At 70.2% G+C, this 21,300-nt stretch carries 20 protein-coding genes; 12 read left to right on the plus strand and 8 right to left on the minus strand.

Annotated elements, in window-relative coordinates; translation table 11 throughout:
• Positions 1 to 8: 8 nt before the first annotated feature.
• Complete coding sequence (locus AB0M59_RS37520; RefSeq protein ID WP_364624936.1) at positions 9 to 1,529, minus strand: FAD-dependent oxidoreductase; 1,521 nt, start codon at positions 1,527 to 1,529, stop codon at positions 9 to 11.
• 91 nt (positions 1,530 to 1,620) lie between these two features.
• Here AB0M59_RS37520 and AB0M59_RS37525 point away from each other — a divergent pair, with 91 nt between their 5' ends.
• Complete coding sequence (locus tag AB0M59_RS37525) at positions 1,621 to 2,319, plus strand: TetR/AcrR family transcriptional regulator C-terminal domain-containing protein (protein ID WP_364624938.1); 699 nt, start codon at positions 1,621 to 1,623, stop codon at positions 2,317 to 2,319.
• A gap of 66 nt (positions 2,320 to 2,385) precedes the next feature.
• Here AB0M59_RS37525 and AB0M59_RS37530 read toward each other — a convergent pair whose 3' ends face one another.
• From AB0M59_RS37530 to AB0M59_RS37540, 3 genes are all read right to left on the minus strand, one after another.
• Complete coding sequence (locus tag AB0M59_RS37530) at positions 2,386 to 3,144, minus strand: hypothetical protein (protein WP_364624940.1); 759 nt, start codon at positions 3,142 to 3,144, stop codon at positions 2,386 to 2,388.
• Positions 3,145 to 3,403: 259 nt separating this feature from the next.
• The gene (locus AB0M59_RS37535; RefSeq protein WP_364624942.1) at positions 3,404 to 3,724 is read right to left on the minus strand and encodes a VOC family protein; all 321 of its coding nucleotides are present in this window, start codon (positions 3,722 to 3,724) and stop codon (positions 3,404 to 3,406) included.
• The gene (locus AB0M59_RS37540; RefSeq protein WP_364624944.1) at positions 3,721 to 3,876 is read right to left on the minus strand and encodes a ribbon-helix-helix domain-containing protein; all 156 of its coding nucleotides are present in this window, start codon (positions 3,874 to 3,876) and stop codon (positions 3,721 to 3,723) included. The genes AB0M59_RS37535 and AB0M59_RS37540 overlap by 4 nt, the downstream gene beginning before the upstream one ends.
• Before the next feature lie 101 nt (positions 3,877 to 3,977).
• Between AB0M59_RS37540 and AB0M59_RS37545 the strand changes: the two genes are divergently transcribed.
• Positions 3,978 to 4,712 carry a ferritin-like domain-containing protein gene (locus AB0M59_RS37545; protein WP_364624946.1) on the plus strand — a complete coding sequence of 245 codons (735 nt, stop codon included), beginning with the start codon at positions 3,978 to 3,980 and terminating at the stop codon, positions 4,710 to 4,712.
• Here the strand turns inward: AB0M59_RS37545 and AB0M59_RS37550 are convergent.
• On the minus strand, positions 4,709 to 5,248 hold the full coding sequence (locus AB0M59_RS37550; RefSeq protein WP_364624948.1) for a helix-turn-helix domain-containing protein: 540 nt from the start codon (positions 5,246 to 5,248) through the stop codon (positions 4,709 to 4,711). The genes AB0M59_RS37545 and AB0M59_RS37550 overlap by 4 nt on opposite strands.
• A gap of 76 nt (positions 5,249 to 5,324) precedes the next feature.
• On the opposite strand from AB0M59_RS37550, the gene AB0M59_RS37555 reads away from it, so the two are divergent.
• Both AB0M59_RS37555 and AB0M59_RS37560 read left to right on the plus strand, forming a co-directional pair.
• A complete protein-coding gene (locus AB0M59_RS37555; RefSeq protein WP_364624950.1) occupies positions 5,325 to 5,936 on the plus strand; it encodes an NAD(P)H-dependent oxidoreductase in 612 nt (203 codons plus the stop codon).
• The gene (locus tag AB0M59_RS37560; RefSeq protein WP_364624952.1) at positions 5,936 to 6,250 is read left to right on the plus strand and encodes a multidrug efflux SMR transporter; all 315 of its coding nucleotides are present in this window, start codon (positions 5,936 to 5,938) and stop codon (positions 6,248 to 6,250) included. The genes AB0M59_RS37555 and AB0M59_RS37560 overlap by 1 nt, the downstream gene beginning before the upstream one ends.
• Here the strand turns inward: AB0M59_RS37560 and AB0M59_RS37565 are convergent.
• The gene (locus AB0M59_RS37565; protein WP_364624954.1) at positions 6,240 to 8,252 is read right to left on the minus strand and encodes a prolyl oligopeptidase family serine peptidase; all 2,013 of its coding nucleotides are present in this window, start codon (positions 8,250 to 8,252) and stop codon (positions 6,240 to 6,242) included. The two genes, AB0M59_RS37560 and AB0M59_RS37565, sit on opposite strands and share 11 nt — an antisense overlap.
• Positions 8,253 to 8,433: 181 nt before the next feature.
• On the opposite strand from AB0M59_RS37565, the gene AB0M59_RS37570 reads away from it, so the two are divergent.
• On the plus strand, positions 8,434 to 9,360 hold the full coding sequence (locus AB0M59_RS37570; RefSeq protein WP_364625093.1) for a neutral zinc metallopeptidase: 927 nt from the start codon (positions 8,434 to 8,436) through the stop codon (positions 9,358 to 9,360).
• Here AB0M59_RS37570 and AB0M59_RS37575 read toward each other — a convergent pair.
• A complete protein-coding gene (locus AB0M59_RS37575) occupies positions 9,353 to 9,925 on the minus strand; it encodes a TIGR03086 family metal-binding protein (protein ID WP_364624956.1) in 573 nt (190 codons plus the stop codon). The two genes, AB0M59_RS37570 and AB0M59_RS37575, sit on opposite strands and share 8 nt — an antisense overlap.
• 77 nt (positions 9,926 to 10,002) lie before the next feature.
• Between AB0M59_RS37575 and AB0M59_RS37580 the strand changes: the two genes are divergently transcribed.
• The 4 genes from AB0M59_RS37580 (at position 10,003) to AB0M59_RS37595 (ending at position 15,941) form a co-directional block, all read left to right on the plus strand.
• Positions 10,003 to 11,415: a PLP-dependent aminotransferase family protein gene (locus tag AB0M59_RS37580; RefSeq protein ID WP_364624958.1), complete on the plus strand. Its 1,413-nt coding sequence runs from the start codon at positions 10,003 to 10,005 to the stop codon at positions 11,413 to 11,415.
• On the plus strand, positions 11,412 to 11,858 hold the full coding sequence (locus tag AB0M59_RS37585) for a hypothetical protein (RefSeq protein WP_364624960.1): 447 nt from the start codon (positions 11,412 to 11,414) through the stop codon (positions 11,856 to 11,858). Before AB0M59_RS37580 ends, AB0M59_RS37585 begins: the two co-directional genes overlap by 4 nt.
• A gap of 101 nt (positions 11,859 to 11,959) precedes the next feature.
• Positions 11,960 to 12,391: a CBS domain-containing protein gene (locus tag AB0M59_RS37590; protein ID WP_364624962.1), complete on the plus strand. Its 432-nt coding sequence runs from the start codon at positions 11,960 to 11,962 to the stop codon at positions 12,389 to 12,391.
• A gap of 163 nt (positions 12,392 to 12,554) precedes the next feature.
• A complete protein-coding gene (locus AB0M59_RS37595; protein WP_364624964.1) occupies positions 12,555 to 15,941 on the plus strand; it encodes a DUF3376 domain-containing protein in 3,387 nt (1,128 codons plus the stop codon).
• Between the two features lie 3 nt (positions 15,942 to 15,944).
• Here AB0M59_RS37595 and AB0M59_RS37600 read toward each other — a convergent pair whose 3' ends face one another.
• Positions 15,945 to 17,507 carry a DUF4139 domain-containing protein gene (locus AB0M59_RS37600; protein WP_364624966.1) on the minus strand — a complete coding sequence of 521 codons (1,563 nt, stop codon included), beginning with the start codon at positions 17,505 to 17,507 and terminating at the stop codon, positions 15,945 to 15,947.
• 84 nt (positions 17,508 to 17,591) lie between these two features.
• Here AB0M59_RS37600 and AB0M59_RS37605 point away from each other — a divergent pair, with 84 nt between their 5' ends.
• The 3 genes from AB0M59_RS37605 (at position 17,592) to AB0M59_RS37615 (ending at position 21,299) form a co-directional block, all read left to right on the plus strand.
• The gene (locus AB0M59_RS37605; protein ID WP_364624968.1) at positions 17,592 to 19,400 is read left to right on the plus strand and encodes a Xaa-Pro dipeptidyl-peptidase; all 1,809 of its coding nucleotides are present in this window, start codon (positions 17,592 to 17,594) and stop codon (positions 19,398 to 19,400) included.
• Positions 19,400 to 20,038 carry a YdcF family protein gene (locus AB0M59_RS37610; RefSeq protein WP_364624970.1) on the plus strand — a complete coding sequence of 213 codons (639 nt, stop codon included), beginning with the start codon at positions 19,400 to 19,402 and terminating at the stop codon, positions 20,036 to 20,038. Before AB0M59_RS37605 ends, AB0M59_RS37610 begins: the two co-directional genes overlap by 1 nt.
• Positions 20,039 to 20,117: 79 nt before the next feature.
• Complete coding sequence (locus AB0M59_RS37615; protein ID WP_364624972.1) at positions 20,118 to 21,299, plus strand: hypothetical protein; 1,182 nt, start codon at positions 20,118 to 20,120, stop codon at positions 21,297 to 21,299.
• Position 21,300: the final 1 nt, after the last annotated feature.

Here is a 21,300-nt window from a genome sequence, read left to right on the forward strand (position 1 = left end):
GGCCTCGATCAGCGGGCGAGGATGCGGTCCACCGCCCCGCCGAGCTCGTCCGGTCGCCCTCGCCAGGCGATGAAGTGGTCCGGGCGCACCAGCACCGCGCCGCCGTCCGCGATGCCCGTGGCGCGCAGCCATTCTTCGTCTTCGACGACGTGGACGTCGAAGTCACCCGCCGGTCGGTGATCGCCACCGGGACCGGTGAACAGGGTCAGCCGGCGGCCGACGAGATCCAAAGTGGACAAGTCGTCCGAAAGCCAGGCGTGGGGGAGCCGCGACCCGGGCGCCCCGTCCAGCACGACGTCCTCGGTGGACGGCAGCTCCGGCCGCGCGCCGAGCACCGCCGCCGAGTCGTAGCGGTAGCCGAGGTGGACGACCGGGGCGTTGACGACGCCGGCGGCCGCGCGGGCCGCCGCGGCCGCCGGGCCCTGCTCCCAGTGCAGGCGGGGGTCATCGAGGCGCCGCAGCGCCTGGTCGAGCGCCAGCGCCGCCACCGGACGGCGTTCGGCTTCGTAGGTGTCCAGCAGCGCCGGACCCGCGGAGCCGTCGAGGACCGCGGCCAGCTTCCACGCCAGGTTGTGCGCGTCGGCGATGCCGGTGTTCGCGCCGAACGCCCCGAGCGGCGGCACCGCGTGCGCCGCGTCGCCGGCGAGGAACACGCGTCCGGCGCGGAACCGGTCGGCCAGCAGCCCGCGCACCCGCCACGGCAGCACGCTCAGCACCTCCACGGCCAGGTCCGGAACGCCGACGGCAGCCCGGATCAGCGCGGCGCAGCGCGAGGACGGGAAGGCGTCCACCGGCTCGTCGCCGAGCTCGGTGTGGAAGATCCAGTCCTTCTCGGCGTCGACGGTCACCAGCATCCCGGGCGACTCGGGCGTCGTGATCGTGCAGTTCGCGAAGTGGTGGCCCTTCGTGTACGGCGTCAGGTCGGCGCGGAACAGGATGTTGAGCAGGGGCTGCCCGAGCGCGCCCGGGCCCGTCGTGCCGATGCCGAGCGCGGCGCGCACCTCGCTGCGGCCGCCGTCGGCCGCGACGAGGTAGTCGGCGCGTTCGGTCCGCCGCCCGGCCGGGCCGTCGAGGACCGCGGTGACGCCGGTGCTGTCCTGCTCGAACGAGACGAGCGTCGTCGAGTACGCGACCGTCGCACCGCGTTCGCGGGCCGCGGTGAGGAGCACCGAGTCGAGCCGGTCCTGCGGGCAGGTGCCGCGCAGCACGCTCGGGCTGTGCCGGGACGCGGCGACGTTCGGGCTGTTCGGCACGGCGGGCGGCGTGTCCGGCAAGTCCGCCGTCGCCAGGGTGGGGGCATAGATCTTGCCGAGGGTGGCGGTGCGCCGGACGGCGACCGCCTCGACGTCGTCGGCGATCCCCGCCTGGCGGAAGAACTCCAGCGTGCGGAAGCTGAGACCGGTGGCGCGCGGGTGCGCGGACGGGCCGTCGGCGCGTTCGACGACGAGCGCGTCCACGCCGTGGTGGGCGAGGAAGAGAGCGGTGGACAGGCCGACGGTGCCGCCGCCGGCGATGAGCACGCGAGTCATGGTTCCCCCAGTTATGGCTACGGCGTTCTCACTACGGATACACCGTAGCCAATCAGGTACGCTGTTCGCAACGAACCCCGGGAGGACGACGATGGCGGACGAGCCGGCGCTGGTCTGGGCGAAGGAGCGGCGCAGTCCGCGGCGTCAGGCCCCGAGCGTCGAGCAGATCGTGCGGACGGCGATCACGATCGCCGACACCGAAGGGCTGCCCGCGCTTTCGATGCGCCGGGTCGCGGCCGACCTCGGCTCGGGCACGGCGTCGCTCTACCGCTACGTCGCGAGCCGCGACGACCTGCTGGACCTGATGATCGACGAGGTCAAGAGCGCCGAGGACACCGAGCTCACCGGCGATTGGCGCGCCGACCTGGCGAGCGTCGCCCACCAGGTCCGCGCGACGTTGCTGCGGCACCCGTGGCTGAGCGGCGAAATCCCCGGCCGTCCGGCGCTGGGGACGAACTCGCTGCGCCGCCACGAAGCCGCCCTCGCGGCGGCGGCCCCGCTGACCGGCGACATCACGTTCGTGGCGGGGGCGGTGGACGCGGTGCTGGCGTACGTCTTCGGCACGGTCACGCAGGAGCTGGCCGAACTGCAGGCCCAGCGCCGGTCGGGGCTGACGAAGGAGCAGTGGCAGGCGAGCGTCGGCCCGTACATCCGCGAAGTCATCGAGAGCGGCGAGTACCCGCAGTTCTCGCGCCGGGTGATCGAAGGGGAGGACCGGAGCGCGGAGGAGGTCTTCGAGTTCGGTTTGGGCTGCGTGCTGGACGGCATCGCGGCTCGTGCGCCGCACTGAACGGAAAGTCCGGGCCCGCCGAACCGGGCCCGCCTCGTGTGCGGGCCCGGTTCGGCGAGAGGTCGGTCAGTCCTCGTCGTAGTCGTGGTCGTGGTTGTATTCGTGGTCGTGGTGGTGCCGGCCGTGCCACTCGTCGGTGGCGTCGGCCACGGCGGACGCCGAGTGCGCGACGGCGCCGTCCTCGCCCGCGGCGACGTACCAGTTGTGGTAACCGGCGTAGCCCGGCACGGCGATCGAGTGGACGCCCTCGGAGGAGGCGCCGTCCGGCCCGGCCGTCAGGGCGCCGGCCTCGTAGGTGGCGTGGTCGTCGCCGGCGTGGCTCTCGATGTGCGAAGAGGTCGCGCCGTCGATGTCGGCCGACTGCGTTTCGGCGACGTAGCTCGCGTCGTCGGCGTCGTCCGTGTGGTGGTGGGCCGGCCGCGCGGGGGAGTGGTGGCTGGTCGTCTCCACCGGGTGGTGTACGGCGTGGTGCGGCACGGCCACGTCGGCGTCGTTGTTCCAGCTGTTGTTCCAGTCGCCGTCGTTCCCGTCGCCGGTCCAGCCGGTGTCGGCGTCGTCGCCGGATTCCTCGCTGTGGACCACGGCCGCACCGCCGATGCCGGCCACCGCGCTGTCCTCCTCGGACCAGTGGTGGCCCCAGACGGTGGCGCCTTCGTCGGTGTCGGTGGTGCCCGCGCCGCCGATGCCGGCCCAGCTGGTGGAGGTTTCGGAGCTCCAGGGGTCAAACGGTCCGTCGAACGTCCCGGCCGACGAGGGGCCGGCTATGACGAGCGAAATCGGCAGTGCGAATGCGCCCGCGAAAGCGAGCCGCCGCAATGTGGACATGAGTGATCGGGGTTCCTTCCTGGCTGCGGCACTCGGAATTTCGGGGATCCGGAGTGCCGGGACAGAACATCTGGCCACTTCGGACCGTACCCGGCAATGCGGCCTTCTGACCTGCGTGGATACCCGATCGGTGCGGGGAACCCGCCCGCTGGAGGACATTCGGGGAAGGGGACCGGAACAGCGTAGGCCGGGCGGAAAGCAATGTCGGTGTGAATCGCGGGAAATCACACGCTCAGGTGGTCCCCTGTTTATCCGGAAATCACTGGCTCCCGGTCTGGAGGATCCACTCCCGCCCGTCGGGGTCGCGGACGGTCATTTCGCGGGTCCCGAAGTGGGTGTCTTCGAAGGGGGAGACGACCTCGACGTCGGACGGCACGTCTTCGCCGGTCTTGAGGACGAGCTTCATCCCGGTCGGCCGGCTCTCGGGCACCTCGGCGACGAAGACGTAGGGCCCGTCGCCGTTGCGCAGCAGCCCCGAGTTGTGGTCGGTCGCGAAGTCGAGCTCGAACCCGAGGGCCTGGAAGAATTTGGCCGTCTTGCCCCAGTTGTGTGTCTCGAGGTACACGGCTGCGATCGTCATGGCTTTTCTCCTTCGGTGGTGAGGTACTGGCGAAGCGCCTCGGTGACGAGCGCCGACAGCGACTGCCCGGTGTCGACGGCGTGGTGCTTGACCTCCCGGATCAGGTCCACGGGGAGGTACACGTTGAACTGCTTGACGTCCTTGTCCGCCATGACAGGATGCTAGCATCCTAACTTGGTAGCGCGTCAACCTTCACCGGATCTCCACCGGAGCCGCTCGGGAAATCCACGAGCGGGCGGCATCATCGGGCTCGATGAACTGGTTGCGGGAATTCGAAGCGGAAGCCGAACGCCGACGCCTTCGCGAGGACCCACCTTGGGCGCGCGGGGCGCGGCTGCACCCCGACGTCGCCAAGAGCGTGCAGCGGTTCCAGGTCGGCGAAGCCGGGGACGGCGCCAACCTCATCGCGAAAGCCGGGGACGGCGACTACCTGGCCGCCGTCAAGCTGTTCGTCGCCGAGGAACAGAACCACGCGCGGATGCTCGCCGAGCTCCTCCGGGTAGCCGGCGTGCCCACCATCGCGACGCACTGGTCCGACACCGTGTTCGTCCGGCTGCGGCGCGCCCTCGGGCTGCGGCTGGAGCTGATGGTGCTGCTCATCGCCGAGGTCGTCGCGCTGCGGTACTACCGCGCCCTGCGCGACGGCGCCGACGACCCGCTCGTCACGCAGGTCGCCGCCCGGATCCTCGCCGACGAGGAACGGCACGTGCCCTTCCACTGCCACCGGCTGCGGATCGGGTTCGCCGGCTTCTCCAAGCCGGTGCGCGCCGCGGTGTTCGGCGCCTGGCGGGTGCTGCTGCTCGGCGTCGCGGTCACCGTCGCCGCCGATCACGGTCCCGCGCTGCACCGGCTCGGCGTCGGACGGCTCGTCTTCGTCGCCGACGTGCTCACCGCCTTCGAAGCCGCCCTCGCGCGGATCCGCGGTGAAGAGCCGAAACCGAAGCGGGTGTACGTCCCGAAGCGGGCCCGGCCGCGAGGGCTCGACTAGAGAAGGCCGGCCAGCTCCCGCAGCGACGCCGTGATCCGTTCCGGCGTGACGCCCCGCGCGCGCTGGTGCAGATACAGCTCCGGGGCGAGCGGCGCCAGCAGGATGTCGGCCAGGACGTCGGGGTCGGGGGCGCCCGCCGCCAGCACCCGGACGTGCGTGCGCCAGAAGCCGTACGCGCCCGTCGTGAAGCGGGAATGGCCCACCTCGGTGCCCAGCACCAGGTGCGCGTGCCGCTCCAGCAGCTCCACCATCGCCGCGTAGAACGCGGCCAGCCGCTCGGTCGGCGGCGCGCCCGGGCCCAGCGGCGGATCGCCGCGCAGCAGCGACTCCTGCAGCCGGCGCTCGTGCTCGTCCAGCAGCGCGACGGCGATCGACGCGCGGTCCGGGTAGCGGCGGTAGAGCGTGCCGCGGCCGACGCCGGCCGCGCGGGCGATGTCCTCCATGGTCACGTCGGCCGCGCCGTGGGCGGTGAACAGCTCGTCGGCCGCCGCCAGAATCTTCGCGCGGTTGCGGGCCGCGTCGGCGCGTTCGGGCATGGCGGCAGCCTAGGGAATAAGCGGACGCAACGTCCAGTTGAGGCAACTGGACACTGCGTCCACTTGAGGAGGAACCGTGAGCCACCTGCTGCCCCTCGACTCCAGCGCCCGCCGCGCGTCGTTCTCACGCGAGCTGTCCGCGCGCTATGCCGCCGCTTGGGAGGGCACCCGCACCTACCGCGACCTCGCCGCCGACCCGGTTCCGGTGATCGGCGAGGCGTGGACCGAAATCTGCGACGCCCTGCTCACCGCGGGGATCACCGACCCCGCGCACTACGCCGATGTCGTCGAGACGCCCGCGCAGAAGCAGGCCTGGGCGATCGTCGAACCGCTGCTGGCCGAGCTGCTCGAAGCCGACGTCGTCCTCATCGGCGCGCCGATGTACAACTTCTCGATCCCGGCCGCGCTCAAGACGTGGATCGACCAGGTGACGTTTCCGCGGATGTCGTTGAAGGGCAAGGCGTTCGTCATCGCCGGCGCCCGCGGTGGGACGTATGCGCCCGGGACGCCGCGTGCGCCGTTCGACCACCACGAGCGCTACCTGCGGGACTTCATCGCCGGGCACTACGACGTCGACGACGTCCGGTTCGTGCACGCCGAGCTGACCAACGCCCTCGTCGACCCGCACCTCGCCGCGCGCGACGCGGAGCGGGCGGCGTCGCGCGAAGCGGCACTTGAGGCGCTCTGATGGGCTGGGTGACGCTCGTCTTCGCCGGGCTCGTCGAGATCGCCTGGTCGCAGAGCATCAAGCCGACGGAGAACTTCACGCGGCCGTGGCCGACGCTCCTGTGCTTCGTGCTCGGCGCCGCCGCCGTCTACCTGCTCTCGCGCGCGATGGACACCGTCCCGGTGGGCACCGCCTACGCGGTGTTCACCGGGATCGGCGCTGTCGGCGCGATCGTGCTCGGCGTCGTCGTGACCAAGGACCCGCTCAGCGCTGGCCGGGTGGCCGCGCTGGCCCTGATCGTCGGCGGCGTCGTGCTCGCGCGCGTCACTTCGTGAGCTGCTCCCACAGGAACTCGAACACCAGAGCCCACTTGAAGGCCAGCTGCTCGTTGTCGGCCGCGGCGCCGTGGCCGCCCTCGATGTTCTCGTGGTAGCGGACGTCGTGCCCCTGCTCACGCATGCGCGCCACCATCTTGCGGGCGTGGGCGGGGTGCACGCGGTCGTCGCGCGTGGACGTCACGAACAGCGAAGGCGGGTACGCACGTCCACTGTGGACGTTCTGGTACGGCGAGTACTTCGAGATGTACTCCCATTCCGCGCCTTCGTCGGGGTCGCCGTACTCGGCCATCCACGACGCGCCGGCCAGCAGCAAGTGGTAGCGGCGCATGTCCAGCAGCGGCACCTGGCTGACGATCGCGCCGAACCGGTCCGGGTAGCGCGTCAGCATGACGCCCATCAGCAGGCCGCCGTTGCTGCCGCCCTGGATGCCGAGCTTTTCCGGCGTCGTGATGCCGCGCTCGACCAGGTCCGCGGCGACGGAGGCGAAGTCCTCGTAGACGCGGTGGCGCTGCGCCTTGATCGCCTGCGTGTGCCAGCTCGGCCCGTACTCGCCGCCGCCGCGGATGTTCGCGACGACGTAGGTGCCGCCGCGCGCGAGCCAGCCGCGGCCGATCATGCCGCTGTAGGACGGCGTCAGCGAGACCTCGAAGCCGCCGTAGCCGGTCAGCAGCGTCGGCCCGCCTTCAACACCGGACGGCCGGACGACGAAGTAGGGGATCTTCGTGCCGTCCTCCGACGTCGCGAAGTACTGCGCGACGCTCATGCCCGAAGCGTCGAAGAACGCCGGAGCCTGCTTCAGCACTTCGACCTCTTCGCCGACGTGGCCGTAGCTCAGCGTCGACGGCTGGAGGAAGCCGCTGGAGTTGATCAGGTACTCGTCGCTGACGTCAGGATCGGTGTCGAAGATGTCCGCGCTGCCGAACTCCGGCCCGCCCGACAGCGGCTCCTCGGCCCAGCCGTCCGGGCCCGGCGTCAGGGTGCGCAGCTCGGTGCGGACGTCGCGCAGCGTGCCGAGCAGCAGGTGGTTGCGCGTCCAGGCCCAGTAGTCGAGCGAGGTGTGGTCGTCGGGCGTGAAGAGCGTGGTGAACGCCCGGTCGCCGGCCATGAAGTCGTCGAACCGGATGCCGATCAGCGAACCGGCCGGGTGCTCGGTGCCGTCGACGGTCCACGCCGTGCGCGGCCGCACCAGCAACCATTCGCGGTGGACGGACGCGCTCGCGTCGTCGGGGACGTCGATCTTGACCAGTGCGTCGGGCGTGCGCAGGTACAGCTCGGAGCGGTAGAAGTCGACGGCTCGGCTGACGAAGTCGCGTTCGAAGCCTTCGGTCGGGTCGTGCGACGCGCCGATCGAGACGTCTTCGGGCTTGCCCTCGTAGACCGTGACTGCCTCGGCCAGCGGCGTGCCGCGGCGCCACTCCTTGGCCAGCCGTGGGTAGCCGGAGCTGGTCAGCGTGCCCTCGCCGAAGTCCGTGCCGATGTAGACGCGGTCTTCGTCGATCCAGCCGATCCGCGTTTTCGCTTCCGCCACGGTGAAGCCGCCCTCGACGAACTCGTGCGCGTCGAGGTCGAACTCGCGCACGACCGTGGCGTCCGCGCCGCCGCGGGACAGCTCGACCAGGCCGCGGCGGTAGTCCGGCCGCAGCACGGTGGCGCCCTGCCAGACCCAGTTCTCGCCCTCGGCCTCGGCCAGCGCGTCGACGTCGAGCAGCAGCTCCCACTCGGGTTCGGCCCGCCGGTAGGACTCCAGCGTCGTCCGCCGCCACAGGCCGCGCGGGTGGCTCGCGTCCTGCCAGAAGTTGTAGAGGAGCTCGCCGCGGCGGCGCACGTACGGGATCCGGTCGTCGGCGTCGAGCACCTCGCGCAGCTCGTCGCGCAGCTCGGCGAACCGCGCACCGCGGGTCAGCTCGGTCAGCGTCTCGTCGTTGCGCTCGCGCACCCAGCCGAGCGCTTCATCGCCGGTCACGTCTTCCAGCCACAGGTACGGGTCCTCGACACTCATGCCGACAGTTTCGCCCGCCAACGGTCCTGGTGGCCACCGGGCGGCGTTTTCGTTTCGTGATCCTCCCCTCTTGGCCGGTCCGTATGCTGGTCACACCAAGCAGGGGGAAAACGTGAACGACGACGGAAAGTCCGGCTTTCCCGCGCCGCCGGTGGGGAACCGGCCGCCGGAACCCGCGTGGGTGCCGGAACCGAACCCCTGGGCGCCGAACTGGGCCGCCGCACCGCCCGTCCCGATCGCCCCGCCGCGCAACCGGCTCTGGGGCGCCGTCGCCGGGGTCATGATCGTCGTGCTGGCGATCTCGCTGATCGCGGCCACCATCCCGCACCGGGTCGACGGCCACGCGTTCGTGGCGCAGGGCGTCGACACCGGCCGCGCGTACAGCGGCGGCTCGGACGGGAAGCCCGCGAAGGCCGTGCCGGAGCTGGCCCGCAACCCACTGCTCTCCGACAGCATCACGCCCGGGCCCGCCACGTGCTCGCTGCCCGACCTCGGCCGGGCCGCCGCGCAGCTCAAGGCCTACTACGGGGCGCTCGTCGACTGCCTGGAGCAGTCGTGGCGCCCGGCGCTGCAGAAGGCTAACGAGCCGACGCTGACCGCCACCGTCTCGGTCACCCTGCCCGAGCACAGCGCGTGCGGCGAAGCGCCGACGGAGAACGAAGCCGTCGCCTACTACTGCGGCGGCGACACCACGATCTACGCCCCGACCGACTGGATGCTGTCGGACGCCGGCCTCAACAAGGCCCGCCACATCGCGACGATCGCCCACGAATACGGCCACCACGTGCAGCGCGAGAGCGGCATCCTGTCCGCGGCGGCGGACAAGATGACCTCGCCGGACGAGGACAGCGCGGCCGACAAGGAGGTCGTCCGCCGGATCGAGCTGCAGGCGAACTGCTTCGGCGCGCTGTTCCTGGCGGCGGTCGCCGGGTCGGGCTCGGTCAGCCGGTCGCTGGCGAACGCCGCCGTCGCCGACTACGGCCGTGCCAACGACAGCGACACCCACGGCTCGCGCGCGCACCAGCTGTCCTGGGCGAAGGCCGGCTACGACGTCAAGACGACGAAGGCGTGCGACACGTGGAGCGCCGCGCCGGGCGACATCAGCTGACGGTCCAGGCCGGGTCGCGGCCGAGGAGGGCGAGGAACCGGTCGAGTTCGCTCGCTTCCACGCCGGTGTCGACGCGGTGTGCGAACGATCCGTTCTTCTCGCGTCCTTCGTCCGGGATCCGCTCGGCGAGCTGCAAGGCGACGTGCACGGCTTCGGCGTCCGGTTCGTAAGGCAGGCCGAGCGTGCGGGCCAGGTCCCAGCCGTGCGCGACGGTGTCGACGAGGTGCATGTGCGCGGCGATCGTCCCGGGGAACGTGCCGAAGTGGTTGATCGTGAGCTGTCGGTCCAGCACGGCGTCGTCGGCCATGGCGTTGAGGAAGTCGTCGACGGACGCCTGGTAGGCGGCCCGGGCGTCGTCGCCGAGATCGCCGGCGTCCCAGTCCGGCGCCGAACCGTCGCGGGCCGCGGTCGCGAAGGCGTGGTTCTCGCTGACCTGGTGGCGGAGGAGATCGGCCAGCGTCCAGCCGGCGCACGGGGTCGGGCGGGCGAGGTCGGCGGGCGTGGCGGTGGCGACGAGCTTGTCGAGCACGAGCAGGCTGCGGCGGTCGAGTTCGCGGAGATCCATGCTCAGCACGCTAGGCGCGCGAGCGGACCACGAGAAGTGCCAAATCCGTGCCACTTCAGGTGTGCCAATCTGGAGCGATGGACGTCCACATCGACCTGACCGGGACGCGCGGGCACCGCGACGCGATCTACCGGCAACTGCGCGCGGCGATCCTGGACGGCCGGATCCGGTCCGGCGAGGCGCTGCCGCCGACGCGGGAGCTGGCGCAGCGGCTGGCAGTCTCCCGGACGACGGTCAGCGCGGCCTACGACCGGCTCACCGCCGAGGGGTTCCTGGCCGGGCGCGTCGGCGCGGGCACGTTCGTCACGGCTTCTTCCCTGACCCTCCCCGCGCCCGTTCTCGATTCGGGTGTCCGCCCGCTGCCGGAGTGGGACGCGGTGCCGTCGCCGCCCGCGCCGTTCGCCCCGGCGCCGGAGTTCGACTTCCGGCCCGGCGTCCCGGACCTCACGCGGTTCCCGTTCGACACCTGGCGCCGGCTCGTCACGCAGCGGCTGCGCGCCGGCCAGGCCGACCTGATGACCTACGGCGACCCGCAGGGCCTCGCATCGTTGCGCGCCGAGATCGCGCGGCACATCGGGGTCTCGCGGGACGTGCGGGCGAGCGCGGCCCAGGTCGTCGTCACCGCCGGGGCCCAGCAGACGACGGACCTGGTCGGGCGTGTGCTGCTGCGAGCGGGTGACGTGGCCGCCGTCGAGGACCCCGGCTACCCGCCGCCGCGGCTGGTGCTGGCCGCCCGCGGCGTGCGGGTCGCGCCGGTGCCGGTGGACGCGTCCGGGATCGTCGTCAAGGCCATTCCGGCGGGGACACGGCTGGTGTACGTGACGCCGTCGCACCAGTACCCGCTGGGGCTGTCGATGTCGCTGGAGCGGCGGCTCGAGCTGCTGGACTGGGCCGAGCGGAACGACGCTGTCCTCGTCGAGGACGACTACGACACCGAGTTCCGCTACACCGGACGACCCCTGGAACCGTTGCACAGCTTGGATTCCCGCGGCCGCGTCGTGTACGTCGGCTCGTTCTCGAAGGTGCTTTCGCCCGCGCTGCGGCTGGGCTTCCTCGTCGCGCCGCCGTCGCTGGTGCCGGCCCTGGTGAAGGCCCGGTACCTGACCGACTGGCACGCGCCGAACGTCGAGCAGGCGGCGCTGGCGGCGTTCATGGCCGAGGGCGGCTTCGCGCGGCACGTCCGGCGGATGCGGAAGGTCTACCGCGCGCGGCACGAGCTGCTGTCGGAGGTGCTTTTCCGGGACTTCGCGGATTTCTTGACGCCGTTGCCGTCTTCGGCCGGCCTGCACTTGAGCGCGACTTCGTCGTCGGATCTGTCCTTCCTGGTCCGCCGCGCCCGGCACGACGGCGTCCGGCTGTATTCGCTGGGTGACTTCGCCGTGGGGGAGCGACGGCACGGGCTGGTGTTCGGCTACGGTGCGGTCGCGGCCGAGCGGATCGGGCCGGGGCTGGCCCGGCTGCGGGCACTGGCGGACGAGGGAGCGGCATGACCGACGACGTGATGGTGGCGATCGACGCCGGTCTGCGGCAGCACATCGGCGGCGACCGAGCGGGCGCGTACGCGACGTTCACGGCGTTGTGGGCGTCGATCGGCCCGGCCGGCGACCCGCTGCACCGCGTCGCGCTGGCGCACCACCTGGCCGACGTCTGCGACGACCCGGCGGAGGAGCTGGAGTGGGACCTGCGCGCCCTGGCGGCGGCGGACTCCCTGACCGACTCGCGGGCCCAGGAGTACCACTCGTCGCTGGCTGTGCGCGGGTTCTACCCGTCGCTGCACCTCAACCTGGGCGAGGACTACCGCAAACTGGGTGACACGGCGGCGGCTCGCGAGCAGCTGGAGCTGGCCCGCGCCCGCCTCGACGCCCTGTGCGACGACGACTACGCGGCCGGCATCCGCCTGGCCCTGGACGGCCTGGCCGACCGTCTCGGCTGAATCTTTTTCATACCACGAATCCGCCCCGTTTGCCGGACTTTCGCGCACGTCCCGGTGCCCTTACCCTGTGGTGATCCAGCTCACCGACGGGAAGGATCGCCATGCGGATTGCGGATCTGCTGCGCAAGAAGGGGTCGGCGGTCGCAACGGTCACCCCGGAGACCACGGTGACCGCGCTGCTCGCCGGCTTGGCCGAAAACAACGTGGGCGCGATGGTGGTGGTGTCCCCGGACGGCTCGATAGCAGGCATCGTCTCCGAGCGCGACGTGGTACGCCGCCTGAACGAGCACGGCCCGGGCCTGCTGGACGGGCCGGTGTCGGAGATCATGACGAAGCTGGTGGCCAGCTGCGGCCCGGAGGACTCGGTGGACCAGCTGTCGGTCCTGATGACCCAACGCCGCATCCGGCACGTGCCGGTGTTGGTGGACGGACGGTTGGCCGGGATCATCTCCATCGGGGACGTGGTGAAGAACCGGATGGAGCAGCTGGAGAAGAGCCAGGAACAGCTGGAGGCCTACATCTCCCAGGGCTAGGTCGCGGAATCGTTCTCCCCCTCACCGTGGTTCGTTTTGCGCGAACCACGGTGAGTTCGTGTTCGGGGGAATCGGCGACGAAGGTGTCACGGAACACTATCTTTTGTGCAAAGCCGGTAGTATCCCCGCATCGTTTCGGCGACCAGTGGTCAGGGAGGTCGCCATGTTATTCAGGAAACGAGAATGCAAACCCTGCCCGGAAACCGCGCCGATCGAATGTGATGACGCGAAGTCGAATGCGCGAACGCTTCCGCGCGATCTTCGGCTGGCGCTTTGCATGCGGGGTGGGGTGAGCCTCGCCGTGTGGATGGGCGGTGCTTGTCGTGAGATCACCGCGCTGCGTTCCGCCGACATGAACCTCGACGGACCGGCGGCCGTCACCGCGCGCGATCGCGCGCAGCGAGCGATCTATCGGAAGATCCTCAGGCTCAGCGAATACGACCAGGTCGACGTCGATGTCATCGCCGGTACCAGTGCCGGAGGGCTCAACGGTGCGCTGCTTGCCAGTCACCTGGTCTACGGGATGAGGTTCGATGACGGAATCCGGGACATCTGGCTCAAGCTAGGTGATCTCGAGCAGCTTACTCGTCACCCCGGCAAGGGCTTCCCGCCTTCTCTGCTCGAAGGCGATCAAGGATTCTACGTCAGACTTGCGGAGCAACTCAAGCGGCTGCTCGCCGACTCCGGTGCAATGCCTCTCGAGACGAAGAATTCTCCGCGCCTCGTGCGGCTGATCCTGACCGCCACGAGACTCTTTCCGCGGAACGAGTATCTCCGCCCGTCCGTGGGGCAGGCCCTGCTCGCATCCTGGTCGCAGGCACACATGGCGTTCCGCCATTACCGGACGGAATGCGGTGAGGCGCATCCCGTTTTCACCGACTTCCTCGCGCGGTCGACGACTCACCTCGACCGCCTCGCCTATGCGGCCCGGACGACGTCGTCCTTCCCCGGCGCGTTCGAACCGGCCCGGCTGACCGTCACCGGGCCCGACATCACCGACAGCGAGCCGTGGCACGACGCCATCGGCACCTGCAGCGAAACAGGTGTCCCCGACCCCGGAAGCGACCAAGCGCAGCTGATGGACGGTGGGGTGCTCGACAACATCCCGCTGTCTTGGGCCATCCGAGCGGTGGCCGGGGCACCCGCCCAGGCCCCGGTAGACCGGTGGCTGCTCTACCTCCAGCCGGTACCGCCGACTCCGCCGAAGCTCCCGCCCGGCAGTACGCAACGCGGCTCGCTCGCGCGGCTGGCCCGAGTGGTCAGAGCGCTGATCTCCACGAAGATGAACAGCGAGACCCTGCTTGACGACGCGGCGGAACTCAGCGACGCGTGGACGTCGGCGCAGCGGCTTCACGGCACCGCCGGTGGCTTGCCCGGTGACCCGGACATGGCACACCTGCCCGGCGCGAATGCCTGCGCGGACCTCATGCCGCGCTATGCGGACGCGGTGGCCTCTGTCGAGGCCGACCGCCTTTCCCGGCTGGTGGACGATCCGATCTCCCTCGCCGGGCCCGACCCCTTGCCCATTCCCGACAGCCGGGCATTCACGAACGGGCAAGCCGCGGCGCCGATCCTCGAGCATCTGCGCGGTCCGGCCATGCCGGACCTCGTTCGCCGACCGGGAACCAGGAAGCTAGACATCTGCTGGTTCAGGTCGCCACTGGCCCCCGCTCGTGCCGTCGCGCTGGTTCTGGACTGGGTACAGGCGGTCGAGGCGGCGGGCGGCCTCACCAAGGAACAGCTCAAGGCGATCAGCGACATCCGCGACGAGCTCTACGAAGCCCGCTTCGCCTGCGAGGTTCTGCTCGCTTCGCGGGATCGGCTGCTCTTGCGTGGTGGTTCACCGGACTTCGAAGTGCTTCCATGGGTCATGACCGCGAGCCGGCGGCTCGCCTGTTTCATTTCGGCTGCTGGCGGCCTCGATCACCGCCGGAAGTGGTGCTGCGTTCTGGCGGACGTCGCCGAGCAAGCCGTCCAGTCCGATCTCCTGCCCGTCCAGCCGGGATTCCCGGACGGCTACCTCAAACCGGTCTGGGAGCGCGTCGCCACTCTCGCCGGAAAGCTCGTCGACGAGATCGGCCGGGCCGCACGCGTCGCCGGGTTCACCGCGCTCCACGAGGCGGCCTGCTCCGGGCCCTGCAAAACCCTGCACGTCCTGGCCGTGGCGGAACTGCTCATCGGACCGCTCCGGCCCGACCCGCTCGCCGAGCCCAGCCGCATTCGCGTGCACGCGATGTCCGCGGCCGCCAAGAGCCCGCTTGAGCCGATCCTATTGCGGAGCAAGCCGGCCACCGACTCCGAGCGGGTGGACAGCAAGCTGAGCGGCAACCAGTTGATGAACTTCGCGAGCTTCTTGTCGGCTCGCTGGCGCCTCAACGACTGGACCTGGGGCCGCCTCGACGCCGCGTGTTCCCTGGTCGACGTGGTCGCCCGAAGCGAACGGCTGCTGGCGAAGGACAACGCCGAGCTTGTGAAGTGGCTGAGGAAGCTATATGCGAAGCACTACGTCCAGGTTTTCGGGGACACTTCCTACGATCTCAAAAGCCATCCCGAGCTCGCGGGTCTCATCGGCCCGTGGCCCGCGCTGGGTGTGACGGAGGCCAATGTTCGGCGGAAACTTCCGATGCTGCTCACCACCTGGCTGCATTGGAACATCTTGCAGCAGGAGATTCCCTTGCTCACTGGATTGGCCGGTCTCCGGAGCAACGGCGACGTCCCGCCGACCTCCGAACAGCTGGAGCGAGCCAGCGGCACTTCGGTCGCCTGCTTGGCGAGCAACGCCCACGTACTGGGCGACGTCGGTGACGAATCGGTCCGCATGCTCTTCAAGCACGCCCACCTCCGCCGGGCCGGCCTACGCCTCGGCCTTGTCGCGTGGCGCGCCATCCAGCCCGCCGGCGCGACCAAGGGCGCGCGTGCCGGACGGACTTTGTTCATGATGATGAAACCCCTGGTCGTGCCGCCCTTCCTGATCGGCTTCCTCGCGCCGGTGTGGAGTGCGGTAGCCGCCGCTTTCGCCTGGAGCGCAGTGTCGATCGGCACCGGTCGCTGGTTCAGCCCGCCGGGCCACTACTTCGTCGCCCTCGGGGCCGCGCTGGCCGGTGGGTACTTCTGCTGGCACTACCTCCCCGACAAGGACCGCAGGACGCCGTTCCGGCGGGTAGCGGCCTTCGCCATAGGCGTCTTCGCCTACCTGGTCGGTATCGGCTTGCTACTGCAGGACCAGCCACTCCCCGTGCAGGTCGCCCCTTGGGTTCGCGCGGTGGCGGTCGGCGCGCTGAGTGCCGCCGCCGTGGGTGTCTCCCTCTGGGGCGTCGCCGCGATCGGCATCCGCACCGGGCGCTGGCGTCGCATCGTCTTCGTGGTGTTCACGTCCCTCGTCCCGGCCTTGGTGGCAACCGTCCTGACGGCGGTATTCGGTGTGTTCGTCATGGACGGTGGCCCGTTGGGCGGCTGGGCGGCGGCCGGGATTCTGTACGTCACCATCCTCGGGGAGACCGTCATGCTCACGAAGTACTTTCCGGACCCGCCGATGGCAGCAGCCCGGTAAGACCTACTCCCGCCAGCCGGAGAGTTCCACGCCCTTCGCGACGTCCACGCGGTACGACAACGTCACCGTCTTGGTCTCGCCCGCCGCCAAGGTCAGCTTCCACGTGAACTCGCCCAGCTCCGAAGTCTCGACCGGCTCCGGCGAAGTCTTCACATCTCGAACCGTGACCGCGTCGTCCCGCGAAACCGGCGCCTGGTCCAGCACCGTCACCACGGCTTCCCGAGGTCCATGGTTAGCGACAGAAATCTTGTACTCGGCCTCACGCCGCTTCTGCCCCGACAGAGTCGCCTTCGAAGCGGTTCGCCGCACCAGCTCCCGCTCCACCCGGATCCGGTCGTCCACCCCCAACGCCAACTCCAGCTCCTCCCCAGGAGCCCAAGCCTCCAAAGAAGTCGTCCCCACGAACTCGGCGTCGTGGAAGACCGAAGCCCGTCCCGGCCTCAAAGCAAAAGAAGACGTATTGACAACCGTAGCCCGCAGATAAGCCTCCTCCGCCAACACCGGCGCGGTCACGTAACCCAAAACCGCTGTGAGCGAAAGCTCAGCCAACGTCGTCCGGTGCCCCTGGGCCCCCGACGGCACCGCCACCGGACGCGACGGCCGGTACGTCACCGCAGTCGTCCCCTGCTCGACCGCCGCGAACTTCGGCGCCATCGCAGGAGCCGCGACCAAAGCGGTGAAACGCGCCCTCGGCGCCCCCTCGGGAATACCGCCACCAGAACCGCCATATGCCGCCGCGGGCGCTGGCGGGACCGGGTGGACCCGGTCCAGGTACCACGGCGAAAGCTCCGGCACGACCACCGAAACCGCCGGCCGCGCCGTCGACAGCGCCAGCTCGCACTCCGGCCAGTCCTCGCCCGTGTGCTGGCTGACCAGCCCGTACGACAGCACGGTGACGGAAGTGCCGCTGACCCGGATGTCGTAGCCCGGCTCCCAGTTCGCGCCCGGGACCACATAGGACAGTTCCAGCTCCGCCGAACCGGAAACGTCCGAAATCTCCAGCTCCACGACCACCGACGTACTGTCCTCTTCGGACCGTGCGCTGTGCGACTCGATCCGGCGGTCCAGCGCCGCGAGGTCCTCGCGCAATCGGGTGACCCGTTCGGAAAAAGCCCGCCGGGACTTCAATGCCGTGGCCAGCCGGGCACTCAGCGCGTCGGTCACCTCGGCGACGCGCGACGGTTCGGCGGTCCCGGCCGCCAGCGCCTTCGCGAAGCTGCCGCCGCTCCGCTTCGCGAGCGAAGTCAGCAGGTCCACCTTCATCGCTTCGGCCGCTTCGTCGTCCACGACGCCGTCGAGCGTGGCCTGGTCCGCGCGCCGCTGCTCCACCAAAGCGCGCAACGCCGTGTCGGCCGGCGTCGCGTGCCGTTCGGTGCGCACGTCGACGCCCGTGATCAGCGCGGGACCGGTGCCGGTGACGCGCACCGAGCCCGGGTCGAGTGACAGGGGGAGCCCGGCGAAGGTCAGGCGCGGCCCGCCGTCGAGCGGTGCCTTGCCCCGGCGGGTGATCCGGGCCTGCTGCGGGTAGACGGTCACGGCGACGATCGGCGCTTCCACGGTCGGCATGCCCCCGACGTTAGTCTCTTGACACTCCCGAGGCCGGGGCGGAAGTCTCGACAGTCGTCCGCTTCGCCCGGCTTGGGGGTTTGAGTGAAAGCCGCACGAACCGCAGTCCTGCTCCTCGCACTGGCCACCCTGCCGCTCACGGCGATCACCGCCGAAGCCGCCGATCCGCCCGGCCCGGTCTTCACCGGCGGCCAGGCGCAACCCGTGTTCGACCCGGCCGACGTCGTCCGCGAGGACGTCTGGGTCACCGCGCCCGTCGACAGCGACCACGACGGCCAGGACGACCTCGTGCACGCCCAGGTCGTACGCCCGCGCGCGACGCAGCAGGGCCTGAAGGTCCCCGTCGTCTACCAGGCCAGCCCGTACTACGCCGGCGGCAACGACGTCGCGAACCACGACGTCGACGTCGAGCTCTCCGCGCCCGGCTACGCGCGCGCTCCTGAAGGCCCGCGCGTCGTCGCGCACGGCGTCGGCCCGGCCACCCCGATCACCTGGCGCTACCAGGACTACTTCACCGCGCGCGGGTTCGCCGTCGTGTACGGCGAATCGCTCGGCTCCGGCCTCTCCACCGGCTGCCCGACCACCGGTGACGTCAACGAGACGATCGGCGCGCGCTCGGTCGTCGACTGGCTCAACGGCCGGACGCCCGCCCGCGACGCCGCCGGCGCCGCGGCGAAGGCCGACTGGAGCACCGGCAAGACCGGCATGATGGGCGTGTCCTACAACGGGACGCTGCCCAACGCCGTCGCGAGCACCGGCGTCGAAGGCCTCGAGACGATCGTGCCGATCGCCGCCATCTCCAGCTGGTACCAGTACTACCGCAACGACGGCGCCGTCGTCGCGGCCGGCGGCTTCCAGGGCGAGGACGCCGACGTGCTCGCCGAGTACGTCTACACCCGCGCGGACCGGCAGGTCTGCCGATCGGTGATCGACGGGCTGACCCGCGACCAGGACCGCGTGACCGGCGACTACACGCCGTTCTGGGACGTCCGCAACTACCGCAACGACGTCGCGAAGGTGCACGCGTCGGTGCTCGCGGTGCACGGCCTCAACGACTGGAACGTCAAGACCGACCAGGTCGCCGAGTGGTACGAGGCGCTGAAGGCGCACGGCGTCGAGCACAAGATCTGGCTGCACCAGGCCGCGCACGCGGACCCGTACACGCTGCGGCGCGACGTCTGGCTCGCGACGCTGAACAAATGGATGTCGCACTACCTCTACGGCATCGACAACGGCATCCAGAACGAGCCGAAGGCGACGATCCAGCGCGAAGACCTGTCCTGGACCGACGAGGCCGACTGGCCGGCACCCGGGACGTCCGACGTGCGCGTCTACCCGTGGCCGGGCGGCCGCTCGAAGGGCGCCATCGACACGCGGAACCCGGTGCCGGGTACGGCAGCCGTCGAAACCCTCGCCGACGACTCGTCGAAGACGATCGAGCAGCTGGCCGGCCTCGCGTCGTCCGGCAACCGGCTGCTGTACGCGACTTCGGCGGCGAAGCAGTCCGTGCGTCTCTCGGGCACCGTGCGGGCCGACCTGGCGCTGGCGTTCGACCGGCCCGCGGCGAACGTCTCCGCGATCCTGCTCGACCGCGCCCCCGACGGCACGTCCCACATCATCAGCCGCGGCTGGACCGACCCGCAGAACCGCACGTCACCGGCTCGGACCGAGCCGATCACGCCAGGCCAGACCTACCGGATCGGCGTCGAGTTGATGCCGAAGGACTACATCCTCGCGGCGGGTCACCGGCTGGAGTTCCTGCTGGCGTCCAGCGACCACGACTACACGCTGCGGCCGAAGCCGGGCGCGGGGCTGGCGCTCGACCTGACCAAGACGTCGGTGACGCTCCCGGTCACGGGCGGCAAGCCGGCCCTGCGAGCCGCGTTCGGCTGATGCTGCCGGAGCACCTCGACGCCGACGTCCGCACGCTGTGGGACTACCACGACCTGCGGCACGAGCCCCGGCGTTCCGACGCCGGGATCGGGCTGGGCAGCCGCGATCCCGGCGTCGCCGTCCACGCGGCGGAGCTGTTCCACGCCGGGCGGTTCCCGCTCGTCGTGTTCACCGGGGCCAACGCGCCGACGACGGTGGAGCGCTTCCCGCGCGGCGAGGCGGTCCACTACCGCGAGATCGCGCTGGAACTCGGCGTGCCCGACGAGGTGATCCTGGTCGAGCCCGAGGCACGCAATACGGGGGAGAACATCGTGTTCACCCGCGCGCTGCTCGCCGAGCGGGAGATCCGGTCCGTGACGCTGGTGACGCGGCCCTACCAGCAGCGGCGGGCCTACGCCACGGCGAAGCGGCTCTGGCCCGGCGTCGACATCGTGTGCGCGTCGAAAGCGGTGTCGTTCGAGGACCACCTGACCGGCGAAGAGGACGCCGACCGGGTGATCAGCATGCTCGTCGGTGAGACGCAGCGGATCACGGCGTACGCCGAGCTCGGTTTCGTGATCCCGCAGGACGTCCCGGCCGTGGTGGAGCGGGCGTTCGGCCGGCTGGCCGCGGCGGGGTTCACCCAGCGACTGCTCTGAACTTCGTCTCCGGTGGGTAACGCCGGTCGCCCGGATTTCGACCCCGGTGGCGACGGCCGAGACCGCCGAGGAGGAAGCCATGGTGAAACTGGAGGAACTCCGGGCAGCGACTGATTTCGTTCTCTCCTCGGGAGAAATGATCTCGGTCAGGGTGACCCTCCGGGCCGCGAACGGGTCATCCCTTGCCGCGGCCCAGCTCGGTGAGCTCGTGAGCGGAGGGGAGAAGCTGCTCCTGCGCGCGGCGCGGCAACAGTTCAAGGACGTCCGAAGCGGCACTCTCGAGCTCGACGCGAAGAGCGTGGTCATCACCGCCCGGCTCTACGCTTACGGACGGCTGAACCTGGGCAGGTTCAGCCGTCTTACGGTGGGCACGCGGTTCGAAATGAAAGTCCTCGCGTTGCTGAAGGTTTTCATCCCAGCGCTGAAACATCGCGGTGAAAGACTGCTCGACCAGCCACTTCGGGTAACAGCCGGCTGGAGTCCGGGCCGCGATCTGGAGGTGGAGAAGACCGACCCGGTTCTCTCCTCTGACTCTGCTGCGATCGACCATCGAGTACGCCGGATGGATACACGACGGCATCGGCTGAGGTGGCTTTCGGCCGCGACGATCTTGGTGGCCGTGCTCTGCATTGTGGGCGGCGGGTTCGTGTTCACTTTGACCGGCTCCGCGAGAGTCTTTGCGTTGACTGTCCTCTGCGGCGCTGTACTGCTGGCGTATGGCGCGTGGGGTCGGGCGAAAGCACTCTCACTGTTCCAAGACATCGCAGCGATCCGCGACCAACAGGAGATCGTCGAATCACTCCAGGACAAGGAACTGGAACCTCGGGCGATGAAACTGTTCCAGGTGCACAGCCAGCAGCTGAAGCGGTACTACGACCAAGCGCTCCGGCAGCGCGGGCTGATCTTCTTGACCGGGATCTTCTGCATCGTCGCCGGGTTCTCGGTCATCGCGGTCGCGTTTGTCCTGCTCCGCACTATGGACCCGGCCGGGGCGCTCGAGAAGATCCTGGTGGCGGCGCTCGGGGCGATCGGCGGGATCCTCGGCAACTTCATCGCGGTCGTCTATCTCCGGATGTTCACGGAGACCGTGAAGTCCATCGGCACGTTCCATGACCGACTGGTGGCCACCCACCACCTGTATTTCGCCAACTTCCTGGTCTCGAAAGTGGCGGACGACCAGGGCCGGGACTCCGCGTTCCGGCTCATCGCGGAGATCGCCGCGAGACAGGAGCGCGGCGGCGCCACTCCGACTGCCAGGTGAG

Origin of the sequence: Amycolatopsis sp. NPDC051371, from assembly GCF_040682155.1 — a bacterium.
Lineage (GTDB): Bacteria > Actinomycetota > Actinomycetes > Mycobacteriales > Pseudonocardiaceae > Amycolatopsis.

Bases quoted from the DNA above. Each gene is read 5' to 3' on its own strand.
- AB0M59_RS37525 (WP_364624938.1), top strand. From the start codon at position 1,621: ATGGCGGACGAGCCGGCGCTGGTCTGGGCGAAGGAGCGGCGCAGTCCG.
- AB0M59_RS37565 (WP_364624954.1), bottom strand. From the start codon at position 8,252: ATGAGTGTCGAGGACCCGTACCTGTGGCTGGAAGACGTGACCGGCGAT.
- AB0M59_RS37560 (WP_364624952.1), top strand. From the start codon at position 5,936: ATGGGCTGGGTGACGCTCGTCTTCGCCGGGCTCGTCGAGATCGCCTGG.
- AB0M59_RS37540 (WP_364624944.1), bottom strand. From the start codon at position 3,876: ATGGCGGACAAGGACGTCAAGCAGTTCAACGTGTACCTCCCCGTGGAC.
- AB0M59_RS37615 (WP_364624972.1), top strand. From the start codon at position 20,118: ATGGTGAAACTGGAGGAACTCCGGGCAGCGACTGATTTCGTTCTCTCC.
- AB0M59_RS37535 (WP_364624942.1), bottom strand. From the start codon at position 3,724: ATGACGATCGCAGCCGTGTACCTCGAGACACACAACTGGGGCAAGACG.
- AB0M59_RS37575 (WP_364624956.1), bottom strand. From the start codon at position 9,925: ATGGATCTCCGCGAACTCGACCGCCGCAGCCTGCTCGTGCTCGACAAG.
- AB0M59_RS37590 (WP_364624962.1), top strand. From the start codon at position 11,960: ATGCGGATTGCGGATCTGCTGCGCAAGAAGGGGTCGGCGGTCGCAACG.
- AB0M59_RS37585 (WP_364624960.1), top strand. From the start codon at position 11,412: ATGACCGACGACGTGATGGTGGCGATCGACGCCGGTCTGCGGCAGCAC.
- AB0M59_RS37610 (WP_364624970.1), top strand. From the start codon at position 19,400: ATGCTGCCGGAGCACCTCGACGCCGACGTCCGCACGCTGTGGGACTAC.
- AB0M59_RS37550 (WP_364624948.1), bottom strand. From the start codon at position 5,248: ATGCCCGAACGCGCCGACGCGGCCCGCAACCGCGCGAAGATTCTGGCG.
- AB0M59_RS37595 (WP_364624964.1), top strand. From the start codon at position 12,555: ATGTTATTCAGGAAACGAGAATGCAAACCCTGCCCGGAAACCGCGCCG.
- AB0M59_RS37530 (WP_364624940.1), bottom strand. From the start codon at position 3,144: ATGTCCACATTGCGGCGGCTCGCTTTCGCGGGCGCATTCGCACTGCCG.
- AB0M59_RS37520 (WP_364624936.1), bottom strand. From the start codon at position 1,529: ATGACTCGCGTGCTCATCGCCGGCGGCGGCACCGTCGGCCTGTCCACC.
- AB0M59_RS37600 (WP_364624966.1), bottom strand. From the start codon at position 17,507: ATGCCGACCGTGGAAGCGCCGATCGTCGCCGTGACCGTCTACCCGCAG.
- AB0M59_RS37580 (WP_364624958.1), top strand. From the start codon at position 10,003: ATGGACGTCCACATCGACCTGACCGGGACGCGCGGGCACCGCGACGCG.
- AB0M59_RS37545 (WP_364624946.1), top strand. From the start codon at position 3,978: ATGAACTGGTTGCGGGAATTCGAAGCGGAAGCCGAACGCCGACGCCTT.